Here is a 19039-nt window from a genome sequence, read left to right as displayed (position 1 = left end):
GCCGCAAATTTGGCACTGCGGCGCCCCGGAGGCGAACCGAGCCCTAAAAAGAGGGGTGTGGTGCAGGCCTCATGCCCGTACCTCTGGGTAACCCGGAACCGATCGTGCCGGAGGCCGCGTCTAGTGGGGCGTGCAGCGTCAAGGCTCCATCGGCGGCAGCGCCGCGATCCGCATCCGTGTGACGGGAGGTGTCCTCCTCGTCGCACACCTTGTGCTCGTCGCCTGGCTCACGCTGCGCCCGCTGGACGTCCCCTGGGTGATGCCCGCCAATTTCCGGCCGTTCGCCGGGATCCGCGCCGATCTGGCCCTGGGCGGGCCGGAGGCGGCCCGCCGGATCGCCGCGGGTCTTGGCCTGCTCGCGCCGCTGGGCGTGCTGCTTCCGATGGTGGGCGGCCGGCTGACCGCCTCACCGCTCGCGTCCCTGATTCGTACGACGGCCGCCGGCGCCCTGATCTCGCTCGGCATCGAACTCCTCCAGACCGGCGTGCCCGGCCAGGTCGTGGACGTCGACTCGCTGCTTCTCAACACGGTGGGGGTGGCGCTCGCCCACGTCGCCGTCGTGCCCGCGGCCCGTTCGTGGCTCCGCAGGTCGGAGCGCCGGCGCCGTGCGGCCCTCCGTCGGGAGGACGCGGCTCAGGGTCGGACCCCGACGATTCCCAGGGTCGGGATCGCTCCGTAGAGCGACGCCTGGTCCGGCGCGGATCCGTAGCGTTGTAGGCAGATGGGGAGGCCGCTGTGGACGCCCCGACCGACGCTCACGAAGGAGCCGCAATGACCGCCCTTGCCCGCCCCACCAACGGCCGCATGATCGGCGGAGTGTGCGCTGCGCTGGCGCGGCGCTTCGGCACCTCCGCGACGACGATGCGCGTGATCTTCCTGCTCTCCTGCCTGCTTCCGGGCCCGCAGTTCCTGCTCTACATAGCGCTGTGGATCTTCCTGCCCTCGGAGGACAAGGCGGCGCGTACGGCTTCCTGGTAACGCTTTCCTGGTAGCCATGCTCACGTCGATGGGGCGCACCCCTTGTCCAAGGAGTGCGCCCCATCGACGCGTTGAGCGGTGGGCCCAGGCCCGCGGTCTCAGCCGATCGGGAGGCCGTTCACCGGCAGGCCGTGCGTGGGCAGACCCTTGCCCACCGGGAGGCCGCCCAGCAGGCCGGCGACCGGCGCGGTCGGGCCGTCGGCGAGGACCTTCTCGGCGACCGGCTGCGCGGCGGCCACGCTCGCGCCGAGCGCGGTCTGCCCCTGGGCGACCACCTCGCCCGCACCCGGCAGCGCCTGGGAGAGGTTCTGCACCGGGAGCGTCTGGGCGACGTTGTCCAGCTGAGTGACACTCCCCAGCGCCGAGCCGGCGTCCGGCAGGGCCGGCGCGGCGGTGGCGGCACCCGTACCGGCCGCGGCGAAGGCGGCACCGAGGGCGGCGACACCGAGGGTCTTGGCAGCAGACTGCTTCATATGGAATGCGTCCTTGAATGCGTTGACGGGGATATGAGCGGTTCACGACCGTAAACATGCCAGACCACCTGCCGCAAACATCGAAATGCGGACGGGTTGTGAATACCCATCCGCATTCCGCTCCCGCCAACTCCCCCGGTCAGCCCTAGGATTCCACAGAACCGCTGGTGGAGGCGGTCTGCTGGAACAGCCATTCGGACTTCAGCTCGGCATATCCGGGCTTGATGACGTCATTGATCATCGCGAGTCGTTCATCGAAAGGAATGAATGCTGACTTCATAGCATTGACCGAGAACCACTGCATGTCGTCGAGCGAATAACCGAACGCCTCGACAAGGTGCTCGAATTCGCGGCTCATGCTCGTCCCGGACATCAGCCGGTTGTCGGTGTTCACGGTGGCCCGGAAGTGCAGCCGCCGCAGCAGTCCGATCGGATGCTCGGCGTACGAGTCGGCGGCACCCGTCTGGAGGTTGGAGCTGGGGCACAGTTCGAGGGGGATGCGCTTGTCCCGTACGTACGAGGCGAGGCGGCCGAGTTTCACGCTGCCGTCCCCCTTGACCTCGATGTCGTCGATGATGCGCACGCCGTGGCCGAGCCGGTCGGCGCCGCACCATTGGAGGGCCTGCCAGATGGACGGGAGCCCGAAGGCCTCGCCGGCGTGGATGGTGAAGTGGTTGTTCTCGCGCTTCAGATACTCGAAGGCGTCGAGGTGCCGGGTGGGCGGGAAGCCGGCCTCGGCGCCCGCGATGTCGAAGCCCACCACGCCCAGGTCCCGGTAGCGGTTGGCGAGTTCGGCGATCTCCAGGGCGCGGGCGGCGTGCCGCATGGCGGTCAGCAGGGCGCCGACGCGGATGCGGTTGCCGTTCGCGCGGGCGAGGTTCTCGCCTTCCCGGAAGCCCTCGTTGACGGCTTCGACGACCTCTTCGAGGCTGAGCCCGCCGTCGAGGTGCTGCTCGGGCGCATAACGCACCTCGGCGTATACGACACCGTCCGCGGCGAGGTCCTCGGCGCACTCGGCGGCGACCCGGACGAGCGCGTCGCGGGTCTGCATGACGCCGACGGTGTGGGAGAAGGTCTCCAAGTACCGTTCCAGCGAGCCGGAGTCGGCGGCCTCGCGGAACCAGAGGCCGAGCTTGTCCGGGTCGGTCTCGGGGAGTTGGGCATACCCGGTGTCCCGGGCCAGCTCGACGATGGTGCCGGGGCGCAGCCCACCGTCGAGGTGATCGTGCAGCAGAACCTTGGGCGCCCGGCGGATCTGGTCCGAGCTCGGGGTGTTCCCCATCCGGTCAGTCTGGCTCGTCATTTCCGCACTCTAACTCCTACGCGCGTAGATCGCCTGTTGTACGTTTCCGTCGATACGTAACGGTGACCGCACGGACGGGTCAGGTACACCCTCGCTTCTGACACTGTTCTGTCATGGCACAGCAAGCGATGCCGGTCCGCGCGGCCCGGCTGGGGAGATCGCTCGGTCCCGAACCGACGGCGGTGAGCGGGGCGGTACTGCTGCTCCCCAGCGGCGACGAGACCTCCGACCGCAGGCCGTCCTCCATGCTGGCGACCGCCTCCGTCCGCACCCTCGGGCGCCGGCTCGCGCGCGCGGGGCGGGACGACGGCCTGGTCGCGCATGTCGTGCACTACCGCTATCGCGGCTGGAACGGCAGCGAGGCCCATCTCGCACGCGACGCGTCCTGGGCGACCTCCGAGGTCGTACGACGCTACGGCGACGTCCCCGTCTGCCTCGCCGGAGTCGACATGGGCGGCCGGGCGGCCCTGCACGCGGGTGGACACGACGCGGTCAACTCCGTACTGGCGCTTGCCCCGTGGCTGCCCGAGGAGGACGTGGCGGCGCCACCCGAACCGGTGAAGCAGCTCGCCGGGCGGCGGGTGATGATCGTGCACGGCACGAACGACGAACGGACCGATCCCGAGTTGTCGTTCCGGCTGGCGGCGCGGGCGAAGAAGTCGAACCGGGACGTGTGCCGGTTCGAGGTGCACTCCGATGGGCATCGGCTGCATCAGCATCGGGATGAAGTCCTGGCCCTTGCCGAGGACTTCGTGATGGGGGCGTTGTTCGGGCGTGCGATGTCCCGGCCTGTCGAGGATGCGTTTGCGGCTCCGCCACCTTTGGGGTTGAGGATGCCGCTTGCCTCCGGCTTCGGGCGGTCGATTCGTAGGGGTTGAGGCATCGTTTCGGGGTGCGGGTGCGATGTGGCTGGTCGCGCAGTTCCCCGCGCCCCTACGTAAGTAGACTCCCGCGTCTTGACAGCAGGAACTTCTTGAAGGCTGCCACCGGCGGAGTATCCGGGTGGCCGTCCAGCCATGCCACGCCGATCTCTCTTGCCGCTCTTGGGGCCGTGACCGTCAGTTCCTCGACTCCCGGGCGGGGGAAGGCCGGTGGGGGCAGGAGGGCCACCCCCAGGCCCGCCGCCACCAAGCCCCTCAGCGTCTCCGCCTCCTCGCCCTCGAAGGCGATGCGGGGTTTGAAGCCGGCCTGCTTGCAGAGGTCGTCGGTGATGCGGCGGAGGCCGTAGCCGGGTTCGAGGGTGACGAAGGTTTCGTCGGCCGCTTCTGCCAGGCGGACTCTTTTGCGTGCGGCGAGGCGGTGGTCGGCGGGGACGACCAGGCGGAGTTTTTGTTCGTCGAGGCGGCGGGCCACCAGGTCGGGGGCGTCCGGGACCGGGGAGGTGAGGCAGAGGTCGAGTTCGCCCGCGCGGAGCTTCTCCAGCATCGCCTCGCCGTAGGTCTGGACGAGGCTGAAGCGGACGCGTGGGTGGTCGGCGCGGAAGGCGTGGATGAGGCCCGGGACAGTTTCCGCGCCCATGGTGTGCAGGAAGCCGAACGCGACCTTGCCGGTGGCCGGGTCGGCGTCGGCGCGGACCTCGTCGGCGGCGCGTTCGATCTCGGCGAGGGCGCGTTCGACGGAGGAGAGGAAGGTGCGGCCGGCGGGGGTGAGGGAGACCGTGCGGCCGATGCGGGCGAACAGGTCGACGCCCAGGTCCTGTTCGAGGCGGACCATCGCCCGGGAGAGCGTCGACTGGGGCACCTGGAGTTCCTGTGCGGCCCGCGTGACGTGCTCGGTGCGGGCCACACCGGCGAAGTAGGCGAGCCGGGGGGCCAGCAACATCACCATGTCTTCTGTGTCACTGGATGGTGACAGGCGCGTCTGTGACCTCTGCTGATGCTCCATGGGAACGATTATGGCGAATCCATGCATTGGACGGATGACCAGGAGCGTACGTAGTTTCGTGGCATGTCTCCCGCCAGTACCGGGGCGTCCACGATCGTGGGCGCCGCCACCACCGTCCCCGCCGCCGACTCCCGACTGACCCCCGGCGGCCCCGGCTACCGCCGGATGAGCTTCGCCCTCTTCCTCGCCGGTGTCGCGACCTTCGCGCTCCTCTACTCCACCCAGGCCCTCCTGCCGCTGATCTCCGGCGACCTCGGGGTCACGGCGAGCGCGGCGAGCTGGACGGTGGCGGCCGCGACCGGCGGGCTCGCGGTGTTCGTCCTCCCGATGAGCGCCCTGTCGGAACGGTTCGGACGGCGTACGGTCATGACGGCGTCCCTCGCGATCGCGGTGACGGTCGGTCTTCTGGTCCCCTTCGCCCCCTCGCTTCCGGTGCTGGTCGCCCTGCGGGCGGTACAGGGCGCGGCACTGGCCGGGCTGCCGGCGTCGGCGACGGCGTATCTGGCGGAGGAGGTCCGGCCGAAGGCCCTGGTCACGGCGATCGGTCTGTTCGTGGCCGGCAACAGCGTCGGCGGGATGAGCGGCCGGGTCATCACCGGCTGGGTCGCGCAGGAATGGGGCTGGCGGGTCGCCGTCGGTGTGATCGGCGCGGTCGCGGTGGCCTGCGCGGTCGCCTTCCGCCTCCTGCTCCCGGCACCGCGGCACTTCAAGCAGGGCTCACTGAAGCCGCGTGTCCTTGCCCGCACGGTCCGCGACCACCTGTCCGACCCGCTGCTGCGGCGCCTGTACGCGATCGGCGCCCTGTTCATGACGGTGTTCGGCGGCGTGTACACGGTGATCGGCTACCGCCTGACGGAGGCGCCGTTCTCGCTCCCCCAGGGCGTGATCGGCTCGATCTTCCTGGTGTACCTGGTCGGCACGGTTTCGGCTTCCACGGCCGGTCGGCTGGTGGGTCGCCTTGGCCGCCGCGGGGCCCTGTACCTGGCGGGCGGCACGACGGCGACGGGCCTGCTGCTGTCGCTCTCGGACTCCTTGGTGCCGGTCCTGCTGGGCCTGGTGCTGATCACGGGCGGCTTCTTCGCGGGGCACGCGGTGGCGTCGTCGGCGGTCAGCAAGACGGCGACGAAGGGGCGGGCGCAGGCTTCGGCGCTGTACCAGTCGGCGTACTACATAGGCTCCAGCGCGGGCAGCACGGTGGGGGCGATCGCCTTCCACGCCGGGGGCTGGGCCGGGACCGTGGGTGTGGGGCTGCTGGCGGTGCTGGGAGTGGTGACGCTCACGGTGTTCGGCTCGGTGGCGGCAGCGCGGGTCGCTGCGCGGCGGGTACCGGTGGCTGCGCACTGAGGGAGGGTTCTTCGCCCCCGCCGCCCCTACCCGTCCCATCCCCAGGGGCTGCCGCCCCTTCGACCCCGCCCCCAGGGGGCTCTGCCCCCTGGACCCCCGCTCCTCAAACGCCGGAGGGGCTGAGTTTTTTCAGCCCGTCCGGCGTTTGAGGACAAGGCCCGTTCAGGGCCGGCAGCGGGGGTCTGGGGGCGCAGCCCCCAGCTGACCTGCACGTTCCTCCACTCCGCACGCCATTGTCAGTGCCCTGCGATAGCTTCGAACGTGCTGGGCGCAAAGGCGCGACACAGAACGGCCACAGGGGTGGGTGGACGATGAGCGACGGCACAGCTACGACTACGGATCTCGATCTACGGCTGGAGAAACACCGGGTCGAACTGACCGGGTACTGCTACCGCATGCTCGGCTCGTCCTTCGAGGCCGAGGACGCGGTGCAGGACACCATGGTCCGCGCCTGGCGGAGTTACGAGAAGTTCGAGGGCCGCTCCAGCCTCCGCTCCTGGCTGTACCGCATCGCGACGAACGTATGCCTGGACATGCTGACCGCGGGCAACAAGCGGGCCAGGCCCATGGACCTGACCGACCCCACACCGCTCGCCCAGGCCGCACTGTCCCCCCGCCCGGACCACACCTGGCTGGAGCCGATGCCGGACGCGCGCGTGCTGCCGACCGTCGAGGACCCGGCGGAGGCGGCCGTCGCCAAGGAGTCCGTGCGGCTCGCCTTCATGGCCACCCTGCAGCAACTGCCGCCCAAGCAGCGGGCGGTGCTGATCCTGCGCGAGGTCCTGGCATGGAAGGCGAGCGAGGTCGCCGAGCTGCTCGGCACCTCGGTCCCGTCGGTCAACAGCGCGCTGCAGCGGGCCCGGGCGACGCTGGCCGAGCGGGAGGAGCCGGGCGCCGGGGCGTCGGTGTCGGATCCGCTGGACGAGGAGCAGCAGAAGCTCCTTGAGCGTTATGTGGCCGCGTTCGAGGGCTACGACATGACGGCGCTGACGGCGTTGCTGCACGAGGACGCCATCATGACGATGCCGCCGTTCGACCTGTGGCTGACCGGCCACGACGACATCACGGGCTTCATGACGACACTCGGGGCAGGGTGTGCGGGTTCGCGCCTGCGGCCGGTCCAGGTCAACGGCCTGCCCGGCTTCGCCCACTACAAGCCGGACGAGGAGGGGGACGGCTTCACGGCGTGGGCGGTGCAGGTCCTGGAGATCTCAGACGGACGGATCACCGGGTTCCACTGCTTCCTCGACACCAAGCGCTGGTTCCCGCTGTTCGGGCTGCCCCTCCAGCTCGAAACGCAGGCCGACGAGATCGAGGAGGGCGTGTAGGGCGGGCACGGGATCGCGCAACCGGATCCGTCCCCCGGCCCGCCGCGCGGCCAGCTCCAGCCGCGCCAGCAGGTCCACGGCGGACAGCCCCGGCGGCCCGAGCCCCGCGACATCGACCACGACGACTCCGTCACCGGCCATGTCAAGCAGCGCCCGCAACTCGTCGCACAGCCCCGTCACCTCTTCCCGGGTGACGGGGCCGTCCAGCACGAGTACGGCAGGTGTCATGGCGTCCACGAGCGGTAGACCGGCGGGGAGGGCGTAACTCATCGGGGGACTCAGCGCCGGACGCAGCGGGGACTCATCGGGCGCGGCCAATGACCACCCTCCGAGATCACATTGACCTGGTGATGGCCTGCCCCCGAGGGTTGGCTGTATGCCCCACGGATCAGCACCGCCCTGGATACCGCACGCACTCCTCACCTCTGAGGAGGCTCCGTGCAGGGAGTGCTGACCGGCTTCGCGGTCATCGCCGTCGTCATCGGCGTCGGCTATCTCATCGGCCTACGCGGTTACCTCGGCGAGCACGGCCGCGAGGTGCTGACCAAGCTCGCCTTCCATGTCGCCTCACCGGCCCTGCTCTTCACGACGCTGGCACAGGCCGACCTGTCGGTGATCTTCTCCAGCCGCCTGCTCGTGACCGCGCTGAGTACGGCCGCGGCGGCCGGCGTCTTCGTCGCGGTGGGCGTCGTACGCGGCTGGGGTGTGGGCCGTACGACGATCGGCGCGCTCTGCTCCAGTTACGTCAACTCGGGCAACCTCGGTATCCCGATCGCCGTGTACGTCCTGGGCGACGCCTCGCTGGTGGCGCCGGTGCTGTTGTTCCAGCTCCTCCTGCTCACCCCGGTCGCGCTGACGATCCTGGATCTGGCAGGCCGGGACGGGAAGCTCCCGCTGTGGCAGCGGCTGCTGACGCCGTTGCGGAACCCGATCGCGGTGGGCTCGCTGGCCGGAGTCGCGGTCTCGGCGACCGGCGTCCACATCCCGTCCGCCGTCATGGACCCGGTGACCCTGATCGGCGGCATGTCCGTCCCGGCGGTCCTGCTGGCCTTCGGTATCTCCCTGTGCGGCAGCACGATGCCGGGCCGGGGCGCGGACCGCCAACTGGTCCTGCTCTCCGTCGCGTTGAAGTCGGTGGGCCAGCCCGCGGCCGCCTGGGCCCTGGCGGCGGGGGTCTTCGGTCTGCACGGAGCCCCACTCCTCGACGTGGTGGTGACGTCGGCGCTCCCGGCCGCGCAGAACCTGTACACATACGCTTCGCGCTACAGCGTGGGCGAACAGTTGGCCCGGGACTCGATCCTGGTGTCTACGGTGTTGGCGGTGCCGGTGCTCGTGGTCGTCGCCGCCCTGCTCGGCTAGCCGCGCCGCGCTCCGCGGGGGGGCACGGTTTTACCTGCGGGCCGGTGGGGGCTGGTCGCGCAGTTCCCCGCGCCCCTGGGTAGGTGCGGCTGCCGTCAGTCCCAAGTCCCCGTAACTGCGCGACCAGCCCCCCCACTCACCCGCAGCCAACCCGAAAGGCCCGCCCCTCCCCCCTCACCCGCCTCAGGCGATCCGCTCCAGCACCACCGGCGACGCCGTGAAGTCCGTCCCCGCCGCACCGATGTCGTACGACCCCTCGACCGCCTGCAGCGCGTACTCGAAGCGCTCCGGGGTGTCCGTGTGCAGGGTCAGCAGGGGCTGGCCCTCCGTCACCGTGTCGCCCGGCTTGGCGTGCATCTCGACTCCCGCGCCCGCCTGGACCGGGTCCTCCTTGCGGGCACGCCCCGCACCCAGGCGCCAGGCGGCGATGCCGATGTCGTAGGCGTCGAGGCGGGTCAGGACGCCCGAGGCTCCCGCCTTCACCACGTGCTGCTCGCGTGCCACCGGCAGTTCGGCGTCCGGGTCCCCGCCCTGGGCGGTGATCATGCGGCGCCACACGTCCATCGCCGAGCCGTCGGCCAGGGCCTTCGCCGGGTCCGCGTCCTTGATGCCCGCCGCGTCCAGCATTTCGCGGGCCAGGGCCAGCGTCAGCTCCACCACGTCCGACGGGCCGCCGCCCGCCAGGACCTCCACCGACTCCCGGACCTCAAGGGCGTTGCCCGCCGTCAGGCCGAGCGGGGTCGACATGTCGGTCAGCAGGGCGACCGTCTTCACGCCGTGGTCGGTGCCGAGGCCCACCATGGTCGACGCCAGTTCCCGCGCGTCGGCCAGAGTCTTCATGAAGGCTCCGGTCCCGACCTTCACGTCCAGGACAAGCGAGCCCGTACCCTCCGCGATCTTCTTCGACATGATCGACGAGGCGATCAGCGGGATCGCCTCCACCGTTCCCGTCACGTCCCGCAGCGCGTACAGCTTCTTGTCCGCCGGGGCCAGGCCGTCGCCCGCCGCGCAGATCACCGCGCCCGTCCCCTCCAGTACGGCGAGCATCTCCTCGTTGGAGAGCAGTGCGCGCCAGCCGGGGATCGACTCCAGCTTGTCCAGGGTGCCGCCGGTGTGGCCGAGGCCGCGGCCCGAGAGCTGGGGGACGGCCGCGCCGCACGCGGCGACGAGCGGGGCCAGCGGGAGCGTTATCTTGTCGCCGACGCCGCCCGTGGAGTGCTTGTCGGCCGTCGGGCGGGACAGCGTGGAGAAGTCCATGCGCTCGCCGGAGGCGATCATCGCGGCGGTCCAGCGGGCGATCTCGCCGCGGTTCATGCCGTTGAGCAGGATCGCCATGTTGAGGGCGGCCATCTGGTAGTCGGCGACCTCCCCACGGGTGTACGCGTCGATGACCCAGTCGATCTGCTCGTCGCTGAGTTCACCGCGGTCGCGCTTGGTGCGGATGACGGAGACGGCGTCCATGCCCATGGCTTTCCTTCCGAACGTTCAAAAAGTGCGCGACCCCTCCGATTCAACTCGAAGGGGCCGCACGGGAGTTACTTGGTGAGATGCCCCGGCCCGAAGGCCTGCGGCAGCATCTCGGACAGCGGCAGGATTCCCGCCGGGGTCTCCAGAAGCAGGTCGGGGCCGCCGAACTCGTACAACAGCTGTCGGCAGCGGCCGCACGGGACGAGGATGTCGCCCTTGCCGTCGACGCAGGTGAAGTGCGTCAGCCGGCCGCCCCCGCTGTTCTGGAGGTCGGAGACCAGGCCGCACTCGGCGCACAGCCCGAGTCCGTACGAGGCGTTCTCGACGTTGCAGCCGGAGACCGTCCGCCCGTCGTCGACCAGGGCGGCGACGCCGACCGGATAGCCGGAGTACGGGGCGTAGGCGCGGGACATGGCGTCCCGTGCCGTCGCCCGCAGCTTGTCCCAGTCGACGTCCACCGCGGAGGTCACTTCCCTTCACCCCTCCGGTACGGCAGGCCGTCCGCCTTCGGCATCCGCAGGTGCTGCGCGGACAGCGACAGCACCAGCAGGGTGACGACGTACGGGGCCGCCGTGACGACCTGGCGCGGGACCTCGTCGGTGCTGAGGTACCAGAAGAACATCACGGCCGAGGTGACGAGGGTGGACAGCGCGGCGGTGTACCGCTTCTTCCACGCCAGGTAGGCCGCGCCGAACACGAGCAGGATCGCGATCAGCAGGATCAGCGCGTGGACGTTGGTCGTGCCGCCGCGCAGGTTGAGGCTGTCGGTGTAGCCGAACAGGCCCGCGCCGAGGGCGAGTCCGCCCGGCATCCAGTTGCCGAAGATCATCGCGGCGAGACCGATGTAGCCGCGGCCTGCGGTCTGGCCGTCCAGGTACACGTTCGACGCGACGATGGAGAGGAAGGCGCCGCCGAGGCCGGCGAAGCCGCCGCTGATGATCACGGCGATGTACTTGTACTTGTAGACGTTCACGCCCAGCGACTCCGCCGCCACCGGGTTCTCACCGCAGGAGCGCAGCCGCAGCCCGAAGGCCGTGCGCCACAGCACCCACCAGGTGATCGGTACGAGGGCCACCGCGATGACGGTGAGCGGCGACAGGTCGGTGATCAGACCGCCGACGAGGCCGGCGATGTCGGAGATCAGGAACCAGTGCTTCTGGTTGAGCGTGTCGAGCCAACTGGACAGCCCTGGAATGTCGAAGGTGCCCAGCGACTCGATCGGTGGGGACTGCTTGGAGGAGCCCCCCTCGGCCTCCTCGAAGGTGAACTTCGACAGGTAGCGGGTGGTGCCCAGAGCCAGGATGTTGATGGCCACACCGGAGACGATGTGGTTGACGTTGAAGGTGACGGTCGCGATCGCGTGGAGGATCGCGCCCAGCGCGCCGCCGATGATGCCGAACACAATGCCGACCCACGGGCCCCACTGGTAGCCGGCCCAGGCGCCGAACCAGGTGCCGAGGATCATCATGCCTTCGAGGCCGATGTTGACGACGCCCGCGCGCTCGGCCCACAGACCGCCGAGACCGGCCAGGCCGATCGGGACGGCCAGGCGCAGCGCGGTGGACATCTGGCCGGTCGAGGTGATGCCGTCGGCACCCGTGATCAGGCGGACGACCGAGGTCAGGACCAGCACGCCCGCGATGACGAGCAGGAGTACCGGGAGCGAGAATCGGCGGCCGCCCTTGCCGGGCTTCGCCTGCGGCTTGGCGATGGTCGCGGTGCTCATCGGGCCGCCACCTCCTTCTTCTCGGAGTTGTTCTGAGCGGCGGCGAGCTCGGCGCCGACCTGCTTCTGCTGGCGGCGCAGACCCCACTGGCGTACGGCCTCGTACGAGATGACGACCGCGAAGACGATCAGGCCCTGCATGATGGTGGCGATCTCCTTCTCGTACGCCACCGGGACCGCGTAGTCGAGGGCCGGGGAGGCCTTGTCGAGGAAGGCGATGAGCAGGGCGGCGAAGGCGACGCCGACCGGGCTGTTGCGGCCGAGCAGGGCGATGGTGATGCCGGTGAAGCCAAGACCCGTCGGGAAGCTCAGGCTGTAGGTGTGGGCGTCGCCGAGCAGCAGCGGGAGGCCGGACATGCCCGCGACTCCGCCGGAGATCAGCATCGCGGTGAGCACCATCTTCTTGGCGTCGACGCCGGAGGCCGCGGCGGCGGTCTCAGAGGCGCCGGTGGCGCGCAGGTCGAAGCCGAAGCGGGTGCGGTTGAGGACGACCCAGTAGACGACGCCCAGCAGGATGGCGAGGAAGACCAGGCCGTAGATCTCGCCGACGTCGCTGCCCAGGTCGATGCCGGGGACCCAGCCGGAGTCCTTCATGATGCCGGTCGTGTTGTTGTTGCCGACCTGCACGCCCCAGATGTTGTCGAGGGTGAGGTAGCCGATGACGCTGGTGGCGATCGCGTTGAGCATGATCGTCGAGACGACCTCGCTCACGCCCCGGGTGACCTTCAGGACGCCCGCGATGCCGGCCCAGAAGGCGCCGGTGAGCAGGCCGACGAGCAGCAGCAGCGGGACCTGGAGGAAGCCGGGCAGGGCGATGTGCGCGCCGACGACGGCGGTCATCATCGCGCCGAGGCGGTACTGGCCGTCGACGCCGATGTTGAACAGGTTCATGCGGAAGCCGACGGCCACCGCGAGCGCCGCCACGTAGTACATGGACGCCTGGTTGATGATCAGGACCTGGACGTCGGAGTACGACGCCTGCTCCAGCATCAGGCTGTACGGCTCGATCGGGCTCTTGCCCGAGGCGATCAGCACGACCGAGGTCAGCAGGATCGCCGCGACGAGCGCGATGACCGGGCCGGCCACCGCGAGGAGCACGCGCTCCTTGTCGAACTTCTTCATCGGGCCTCGTCCTCCGGGGCGGATTCTGCTTCTTCCTCGACGTGCTCCAGGTGCCCGGACGCGGCGCCGGTCATGGCCGAGCCGAGCTCCTCCGGGGTGACCGTGGCGGGGTCGGCGTCGGCGACCAGCCTGCCGTTGTAGATGACCCGCAGGGTGTCCGACAGGCCGATGAGCTCGTCCAGGTCGGCGGAGATCAGCAGGACGGCCAGGCCCTCGCGGCGGGCCTCGCGGATGTGGTCCCAGATCGCGGCCTGCGCGCCGACGTCCACACCGCGGGTGGGGTGGGCGGCGATCAGGAACTTCGGCCTGTGGCTCATCTCGCGGCCGACGATCAGCTTCTGCTGGTTGCCGCCGGACAGGGAGGCGGCCGTCACGTCGATGCCGGGGGTACGGACGTCGTACTCCTCGACGATGCGGCGGGTGTCGGCCTGGGCGCCCTTGATGTCGAGCCAGAAACCCCGACTACCGCGACTGTTGGGCTTCTCGGTGACGTGGCCGAGGATGCGGTTCTCCCAGAGCGGGGCTTCCAGGAGGAGGCCGTGGCGGTGGCGGTCCTCGGGGATGTAGCCGATGCCCGACTCGCGGCGCTTGCGGGTGGCCCAGGGGGTGATGTCGTCGCCCAGGAAGCGGATGGTGCCGGAGTCGGCGCTCTTCAGGCCGATCAGCGCGTCGATGAGCTCGGTCTGGCCGTTGCCCTCGACGCCGGCGATGCCCATGATCTCGCCGGCGTGGATGGTGAAGGTGACGTCGTCGAGGACGCGCTTGACATCGCCGGCGACCGTGTCCGCGAGGGTCACGCCGGTCACACCGCCGGACGCGCCCGGTGCCGCGGGCTCGGAGAGCTCGCCGAGGGAGGCGCCGCCGCTCGCATAGACGGTGAGGTCGGCGACCTCGATGACGGGCTTGTCGGTGACCGTGGACTCGGCGGTCTCGGGGGTGGGCAGCTCGCTGCCGACCATCATCTCGGCGAGCTGACGCGGCGTGGTCTCGGAGGGGACGGCGGTCCCGACGGTCGTACCGCGGCGGATGACGGTGATCTCGTCGGCGACGGACAGCACCTCGCCCAGCTTGTGCGAGATGAAGATGACCGACAGGCCCTCGGACTTGAGCTCGCGCAGGTTGTCGAAGAGTGCGTCGACCTCCTGCGGTACGAGTACGGCGGTCGGCTCGTCGAGGATCAGGATCTGGGCGCCGCGGAAGAGCACCTTGAGGATCTCGACGCGCTGCCGGTCGGCGACACCGAGGTCCTCGACCAGGACGTCGGGGCGTACGCCGAGGCCGTACCGGTCGGAGATCTCCTTGATCTTCTTACGGGCGGCGCCGCCGATGCCGTGGAGCTTCTCGCTGCCCAGGACGACGTTCTCCAGGACGGTGAGGTTGTCGGCGAGCATGAAGTGCTGGTGGACCATGCCGATGCCGCGGGCGATGGCGTCGGCCGGCGAGGAGAAGGTGGCCTGCTCGCCGTCGACCGCGATCGTGCCCTCGTCCGGCTTCTGCATGCCGTAGAGGATCTTCATCAGCGTCGACTTGCCGGCGCCGTTCTCGCCGACGAGGGCGTGCACGGTGCCCTTTCGGACACTGAGGTGGATGTCGTGGTTGGCGACGACACCGGGGAAGCGTTTGGTGATCCCCGCCAGCTCTACCGCGATCGTCGACTGTGCGGTGAGCGGAGGGCTGCTGGACGCGTCGATGGCGCACTCTCCTTGGGAAAGGGGCCGCTCTACGCGCGTAGCGCCCCTGCTTTAAATAGTGCCCGGACCTGATCGCTCAAGTTTCGGCAACGATCCGTTCCGAGCATTCTGCCGCGCGAACGGGGTGCAGACAGGTCATCCAACCCGCACCCCGTTCCGTGGCCGTAACGCTGTCATTACAGCGCCCTTTTGGCCAAGCCCTGTACCAGGGCCCCTGTTTCAGGGGTCAGGTCAGGAGGTCTTGACCTTGATGGTGCCGTCGATGATGCCCTGCTTGGCCTTCTCGATCGCGGCCTGCAGCTCCGCGTTGTCCTTGAAGGTCGGGTTGGAGTCGGCCAGGCCGACGCCACCGTTGGCGAGGCTGCCGCGGACCACGCCGGTCTCGGGCTTGCCGTCGTGGACCGACTTGGCGAGCTCGTAGACCGCGCCCTCGACGTTCTTGAGGGCGGAGGTCAGGATCGAGTCCTTGTACGCCTTCAGCGCGTCCTGGTTGTACTGGTCGGAGTCGACGCCGATCGCCCAGATCTTGTTGGCGCTGGCGGCCTTGATGACACCCTGGCCGGACAGACCTGCGGCGGCGTAGACGACGTCGGCGCCGGCGTCGATCTGGCCCTCGGCGGCGGTCTCACCCTTGTCGGGGCTGGAGAAGCCACCCTCGGCGGCGGTCTCGGTCAGGTACTGCGACTTGACCGTGACGCCCTTCTTGGTGTCCTCGACGCCCTGCTTGTAGCCGGCCTCGAACTTGTGGATCAGCGGGACGTCCACGCCGCCGATGAAGCCGACGGTGTTCGTCTTGGTCGTCAGCGCGGCCGCGACACCGGCGAGGTAGGAGGCCTCCTCCTCATGGAAGACGAGGTCGGCGACGTTGTCCGCCTGGATCTGCTCGTCGTCGACGATGCCGAACGTGGTGTCCGGGTACTTCGCGTGGGCTTCCTTCATGGCGGGGGCGAAGGCGAAGCCGACACCGATCACCGGGTTGTAGCCCTGCTTGGCGAGCGTCTCCAGACGCTGCACCTTGTCGGCGTCGGACTCGCCGTCCTGGGGCTCGACGGCGGTGCTCTTGTAGCCGAACTCGGCGTCGGCCTTGTCCATGCCGGCGGTGGCGGCGTCGTTGAACGACTGGTCGCCCTTGCCGCCGACGTCGTACGCCAGGGCGAGGCCGAGGTCCTTTCCGCTGCTCTCGCTGGAGGCGTCGCTGGAGGATCCGCCACAGGCGGACAGGGCAAGTGCAAGGGAAGCGGTCGCAACGCCCGCAACCGTGATTCGGGACACCCGGCGCATGGAACGAGACTCCTTTGTGCAAGCGCCCAAACCAGGCGCTGGTTCCGCCGCAGCGTAACGCGCGTAGACCAGACGGAAAACCCCAACTGTCCGGTCCGTTATCGAGCTGTGGCCACGAATGGTGGACAGACTACGGACAGCAAAGCGCCCCTTGCGGGAGGCAAGGGGCGCATGGGCTGCGACGATGCGACGCGCTCCGCCGAATGGGCGGTTCGTTCAGCGCGGGCCGGTGGGAATCGAGCGAGCTACTCCGTCTTGACGGTGATCGTGCCGTCGATGATCTCCTGCTTGGCCTTGTCGACGGCCGCGACGACCTCCGTCATGGCCTTGTACTTCGGGTTGGTGTCCGCGAAGCCGACGCCGTCGTTGTCGAGGCCGCCGCGGACGACGCCGGTCAGCGGCTTGCCCTCGTAGACCGACTTGACCAGGTCGTAGACCGCGCCGCCGACGTTCTTCAGGGCCGAGCCGAGGATGTAGTCCTTGTAGGGGGCGAGGGCCTCCTGGGAGTACTGGTCGGAGTCGACGCCGATGGCCCACACCTTCTTGGAGGCGGCCTCGGAGATGACGCCCTGACCGGACAGACCGGCGGCGTGGTAGATGACGTCCGCGCCGGCCTCGATCTGGCCGCTGGCCGCGTCCTTGCCCTTGTCGGGGCTGGAGAAGCCGCCTTCCTGGGCGGTCTCGGTCAGGTACTGCGACTTGACCGTGACACCGCTCTTGGTGTCCTTGACGCCCTGCTCGAAGCCGGCCCCGAACTTGTGGATCAGCGGGATGTCGACGCCGCCGATGAAGCCGACGGTGTTCGTCTTGGTCGTCAGGGCGGCCGCGACACCGGCGAGGTAGGAGGCCTGCTCCTCGTGGAAGACGAGGTCGGCGACGTTGTCCGCCTTGACCTGCTCGTCGTCGATGACACCGAAGGTGATCTTCGGGAACTTGGCGGCAACCTCCTTGACGGCCGGCGCGTAGATGTAGCCGACGCCGATCACCGGGTTGTAGCCGGCCTGGGCGAGCTGGGTCAGGCGCTGCACCTTGTCGGCGTCGGACTCGCCGTCCTGCGGCTCGATGTCCCGGCCGGTGATGTTGAATTCCTTCTCGGCCTTCTGGAAGCCGGCGTACGCGGCGTCGTTGAAGGACTGGTCGCCCTTGCCGCCGATGTCGTACGCGAGGCCGATGCCCTTGCCCGTGTAGGTGCCGGACGAGGACGACGAGGACTCGTCGCTGCCGGCCTTCGTGCTGGACTCGCCGCAGCCGGTGGCCGCGAGGGCGATGACCGCGACGGTCACCGCTGCTTGGGAGAACCTCGTCCTCCGAGATATAAGACGCACAGCGCACCCCTTCGTCCCCACGGCACCGTCACCGGCCCGCTTCCCCAATGTGCCGCCTCAGGTGGCGATTTCAGCGGACAGTAACGCGCGTAGAAGGGGAGGGGAACGGGGTTTCTCGTGGCCGTTATCGAACCGTGCCGACATCGGGTTACGTTTGCGCGCTGTCGGTTACGTCCGAGATACGCAAGGGGACAAAGGGGCGCGAATGGGGGCGCCCCTTCGCAGGGCAGGCCCTGGCGTCCCTCAGCTCACTCCGTCGATCAGCGCGGCCGCGGTGAACATCTCCACGCCGACCGTGATCGCCGACTCGTCGGCGTCGAAGTCGCCCTGGTGCAGATCCCGCACGGTCCGCTCCCCCGGCGTGCGCACGCCGAGCCTGGCCATGGCCCCGGGCACGTGCTCCAGATACCAGGAGAAGTCCTCGCCGCCCAGGCTCTGCTCGGTGTCCTCCACGGAGTGCGCCCCGCGCCGGGCGACCATGGCGTCCCGCAACAGGTCGGTGATCACCGGGTCGTTGACGACGGGCGGGACCCCGCGCACGTAGTTGATCTCGGACTTGGCGCGGTACAGGCCGGCGATCTCGTCGATGGCCGCGTGCACCACGTCGGGCGCCAGCCGCCACGTGTCGAGGTCCAGGCACCGTACGGTTCCGGACAGCTCGGCGTGCTGCGGGATGACGTTGGGCGCGTGGCCGGATTCGATACGGCCCCAGGTCACGGAGAGCCCACTGCGGGCGTCGACGCGCCGGGCCACGAGCGCGGGCACGTCGGTGACGACCCGGGCCACGGCGGTGACGAGGTCGGTCGTCAGGTGCGGTCGCGCGGTGTGCCCGCCAGGCCCGTCCAGCGCGACCTCCAGCCGGTCGCAGGCGGAGGTGATGGCCCCGTACCGCAGTCCGATCCGCCCGGCGTCGACCTTCGGGTCGCAGTGCACGGCGATGATCCGCCCGACCCCGTCCAGCACCCCGCACTCGATGGCGTCGGAAGCGCCCCCGGGGAGCACCTCCTCGGCGGGCTGGAAGATCAGCCGCACCGGCCTCGGCAGCAGCCCCTGCTCGTGCAGCTGCGCGAGCACGAGCCCGGCACCCAGGACGACGGTCGTGTGTACGTCGTGTCCGCAGGCGTGGGCGCGATTGGGCACGGTAGAGCGGTACGAGCACTCACTCTTCGTGTCCGGGATGGGGAGGGCGTCGATGTCGGCGCGCAGGGCGAGCATGGTGGCCCCGCCCTCCCAGCCGTCCTCGACCCCGATGTCACAGATGAGCCCGGTCCCGATGGCGAGCACACGCGGCTTGAGTCCGGCCTTCTCCAGCCGGGCCTTGATGGCCGCGGTGGTGCGGAACTCCTGGTTGCCGAGCTCGGGGTGCATGTGCACGTCGCGCCGGAAGGCCACGAGTTCGGCGCGCAGTGCCTCGGGCAGCGCGCCGGGGAGCACGGTTTCCCCGGGAAGATCGGCCTCGGACTCTGAGGACATCAATTGGTTCACCCTCTGAAGGGTAGGGCGATCGAGTGGCCAACTGCCCCTCGATCAACAAAAGTTCAACCCGTTAGGGGAAGAAAATCCGACCGTCCGACGCATAGCTGATTACCAGGATGGGTAAACTCGTCGGAATTCTCAACCGATACCACACCGCGCACGATCACCGCGGATCCGTTCACTGGTCGGACCGCTTGTCGGACTGAGGCTCCATCGAAGCCCGCCCAGGTCCCGGAATCATCACCACCGCGCGACGTTCCCGCCACACAGCGCAACAACCACC

General features: G+C 69.5%; 18 protein-coding genes. 6 read left to right on the top strand and 12 right to left on the bottom strand.

Annotation, left to right across the window (positions count from 1 at the left end; translation table 11 throughout):
• Positions 1-130: 130 nt before the first annotated feature.
• Positions 131-679 (top strand): VanZ family protein, encoded by a 549-nt coding sequence (locus AC5DRG_RS33395; RefSeq protein ID WP_491803224.1) that lies wholly within the window; start codon positions 131-133, stop codon positions 677-679.
• A gap of 92 nt (positions 680-771) precedes the next feature.
• On the top strand, positions 772-978 hold the full coding sequence (locus AC5DRG_RS33390) for a PspC domain-containing protein (RefSeq protein WP_491803223.1): 207 nt from the start codon (positions 772-774) through the stop codon (positions 976-978).
• 98 nt (positions 979-1076) lie between these two features.
• Here the strand turns inward: AC5DRG_RS33390 and AC5DRG_RS33385 are convergent, their stop codons facing one another.
• A complete protein-coding gene (locus AC5DRG_RS33385) occupies positions 1077-1451 on the bottom strand; it encodes an ATP-binding protein (protein WP_491803222.1) in 375 nt (124 codons plus the stop codon).
• Between the two features lie 145 nt (positions 1452-1596).
• Complete coding sequence (locus AC5DRG_RS33380; RefSeq protein ID WP_491803220.1) at positions 1597-2754, bottom strand: adenosine deaminase; 1158 nt, start codon at positions 2752-2754, stop codon at positions 1597-1599.
• A gap of 113 nt (positions 2755-2867) precedes the next feature.
• Here AC5DRG_RS33380 and AC5DRG_RS33375 point away from each other — a divergent pair, with 113 nt between their 5' ends.
• Positions 2868-3632 (top strand): alpha/beta hydrolase, encoded by a 765-nt coding sequence (locus AC5DRG_RS33375; protein ID WP_491803219.1) that lies wholly within the window; start codon positions 2868-2870, stop codon positions 3630-3632.
• A 55-nt stretch (positions 3633-3687) separates the two neighbouring features.
• On the opposite strand, the gene AC5DRG_RS33370 is transcribed toward AC5DRG_RS33375, so the two are convergent.
• The gene (locus tag AC5DRG_RS33370) at positions 3688-4638 is read right to left on the bottom strand and encodes a LysR family transcriptional regulator (protein ID WP_491803217.1); all 951 of its coding nucleotides are present in this window, start codon (positions 4636-4638) and stop codon (positions 3688-3690) included.
• Positions 4639-4701: 63 nt separating this feature from the next.
• Here AC5DRG_RS33370 and AC5DRG_RS33365 point away from each other — a divergent pair, with 63 nt between their 5' ends.
• A complete protein-coding gene (locus AC5DRG_RS33365; protein ID WP_491803216.1) occupies positions 4702-5982 on the top strand; it encodes an MFS transporter in 1281 nt (426 codons plus the stop codon).
• Between the two features lie 311 nt (positions 5983-6293).
• A complete protein-coding gene (locus AC5DRG_RS33360; RefSeq protein ID WP_491803215.1) occupies positions 6294-7310 on the top strand; it encodes a sigma-70 family RNA polymerase sigma factor in 1017 nt (338 codons plus the stop codon).
• Here the strand turns inward: AC5DRG_RS33360 and AC5DRG_RS33355 are convergent.
• Positions 7194-7580, bottom strand: a complete 387-nt coding sequence (locus AC5DRG_RS33355; protein WP_491803214.1) for an STAS domain-containing protein — start codon at positions 7578-7580, stop codon at positions 7194-7196. The two genes, AC5DRG_RS33360 and AC5DRG_RS33355, sit on opposite strands and share 117 nt — an antisense overlap.
• A 168-nt stretch (positions 7581-7748) precedes the next feature.
• Here AC5DRG_RS33355 and AC5DRG_RS33350 point away from each other — a divergent pair, with 168 nt between their 5' ends.
• Positions 7749-8669, top strand: a complete 921-nt coding sequence (locus AC5DRG_RS33350) for an AEC family transporter (RefSeq protein WP_491803213.1) — start codon at positions 7749-7751, stop codon at positions 8667-8669.
• 183 nt (positions 8670-8852) lie between these two features.
• Here the strand turns inward: AC5DRG_RS33350 and AC5DRG_RS33345 are convergent, their stop codons facing one another.
• The 8 genes from AC5DRG_RS33345 to AC5DRG_RS33310 all read right to left on the bottom strand — a co-directional run bounded on the left by AC5DRG_RS33345 (position 8853) and on the right by AC5DRG_RS33310 (position 18753).
• Complete coding sequence (locus AC5DRG_RS33345) at positions 8853-10136, bottom strand: thymidine phosphorylase (protein WP_491803212.1); 1284 nt, start codon at positions 10134-10136, stop codon at positions 8853-8855.
• Positions 10137-10204: 68 nt separating this feature from the next.
• Positions 10205-10606: a cytidine deaminase gene (locus tag AC5DRG_RS33340; protein WP_491803211.1), complete on the bottom strand. Its 402-nt coding sequence runs from the start codon at positions 10604-10606 to the stop codon at positions 10205-10207.
• Positions 10603-11862 (bottom strand): ABC transporter permease, encoded by a 1260-nt coding sequence (locus AC5DRG_RS33335; RefSeq protein ID WP_491803209.1) that lies wholly within the window; start codon positions 11860-11862, stop codon positions 10603-10605. Before AC5DRG_RS33335 ends, AC5DRG_RS33340 begins: the two co-directional genes overlap by 4 nt.
• Positions 11859-12983: an ABC transporter permease gene (locus AC5DRG_RS33330; protein ID WP_491803207.1), complete on the bottom strand. Its 1125-nt coding sequence runs from the start codon at positions 12981-12983 to the stop codon at positions 11859-11861. The genes AC5DRG_RS33335 and AC5DRG_RS33330 overlap by 4 nt, the downstream gene beginning before the upstream one ends.
• Complete coding sequence (locus AC5DRG_RS33325) at positions 12980-14674, bottom strand: ABC transporter ATP-binding protein (protein WP_491813230.1); 1695 nt, start codon at positions 14672-14674, stop codon at positions 12980-12982. Before AC5DRG_RS33325 ends, AC5DRG_RS33330 begins: the two co-directional genes overlap by 4 nt.
• A 231-nt stretch (positions 14675-14905) precedes the next feature.
• A complete protein-coding gene (locus AC5DRG_RS33320; RefSeq protein WP_491803206.1) occupies positions 14906-15955 on the bottom strand; it encodes a BMP family lipoprotein in 1050 nt (349 codons plus the stop codon).
• A gap of 245 nt (positions 15956-16200) precedes the next feature.
• Entirely contained in the window at positions 16201-17238 is a 1038-nt protein-coding gene (locus tag AC5DRG_RS33315) for a BMP family lipoprotein (RefSeq protein ID WP_491803205.1), read from the bottom strand.
• A 285-nt stretch (positions 17239-17523) separates the two neighbouring features.
• A complete protein-coding gene (locus AC5DRG_RS33310) occupies positions 17524-18753 on the bottom strand; it encodes a M20 family metallopeptidase (protein WP_491803204.1) in 1230 nt (409 codons plus the stop codon).
• Positions 18754-19039 lie beyond the last annotated feature (286 nt).

It is taken from the genome of Streptomyces sp. JLBG701 (genome assembly GCF_058544905.1).
The sequence above is the reverse complement of the archived record's forward strand: the minus strand, read 5'-3'. Positions and strand labels throughout refer to the sequence as shown.

What these genes read in the sequence shown, in the direction of transcription:
- AC5DRG_RS33390 (WP_491803223.1), top strand. Translation starts at nt 772, where the DNA reads ATGACCGCCCTTGCCCGCCCCACCAACGGCCGCATGATCGGCGGAGTG.
- AC5DRG_RS33385 (WP_491803222.1), bottom strand. Translation starts at nt 1,451, where the DNA reads ATGAAGCAGTCTGCTGCCAAGACCCTCGGTGTCGCCGCCCTCGGTGCC.
- AC5DRG_RS33380 (WP_491803220.1), bottom strand. Translation starts at nt 2,754, where the DNA reads ATGACGAGCCAGACTGACCGGATGGGGAACACCCCGAGCTCGGACCAG.
- AC5DRG_RS33375 (WP_491803219.1), top strand. Translation starts at nt 2,868, where the DNA reads ATGGCACAGCAAGCGATGCCGGTCCGCGCGGCCCGGCTGGGGAGATCG.
- AC5DRG_RS33370 (WP_491803217.1), bottom strand. Translation starts at nt 4,638, where the DNA reads ATGGAGCATCAGCAGAGGTCACAGACGCGCCTGTCACCATCCAGTGAC.
- AC5DRG_RS33365 (WP_491803216.1), top strand. Translation starts at nt 4,702, where the DNA reads ATGTCTCCCGCCAGTACCGGGGCGTCCACGATCGTGGGCGCCGCCACC.
- AC5DRG_RS33360 (WP_491803215.1), top strand. Translation starts at nt 6,294, where the DNA reads ATGAGCGACGGCACAGCTACGACTACGGATCTCGATCTACGGCTGGAG.
- AC5DRG_RS33355 (WP_491803214.1), bottom strand. Translation starts at nt 7,580, where the DNA reads ATGAGTTACGCCCTCCCCGCCGGTCTACCGCTCGTGGACGCCATGACA.
- AC5DRG_RS33345 (WP_491803212.1), bottom strand. Translation starts at nt 10,136, where the DNA reads ATGGGCATGGACGCCGTCTCCGTCATCCGCACCAAGCGCGACCGCGGT.
- AC5DRG_RS33335 (WP_491803209.1), bottom strand. Translation starts at nt 11,862, where the DNA reads ATGAGCACCGCGACCATCGCCAAGCCGCAGGCGAAGCCCGGCAAGGGC.
- AC5DRG_RS33330 (WP_491803207.1), bottom strand. Translation starts at nt 12,983, where the DNA reads ATGAAGAAGTTCGACAAGGAGCGCGTGCTCCTCGCGGTGGCCGGCCCG.
- AC5DRG_RS33320 (WP_491803206.1), bottom strand. Translation starts at nt 15,955, where the DNA reads ATGCGCCGGGTGTCCCGAATCACGGTTGCGGGCGTTGCGACCGCTTCC.
- AC5DRG_RS33310 (WP_491803204.1), bottom strand. Translation starts at nt 18,753, where the DNA reads ATGTCCTCAGAGTCCGAGGCCGATCTTCCCGGGGAAACCGTGCTCCCC.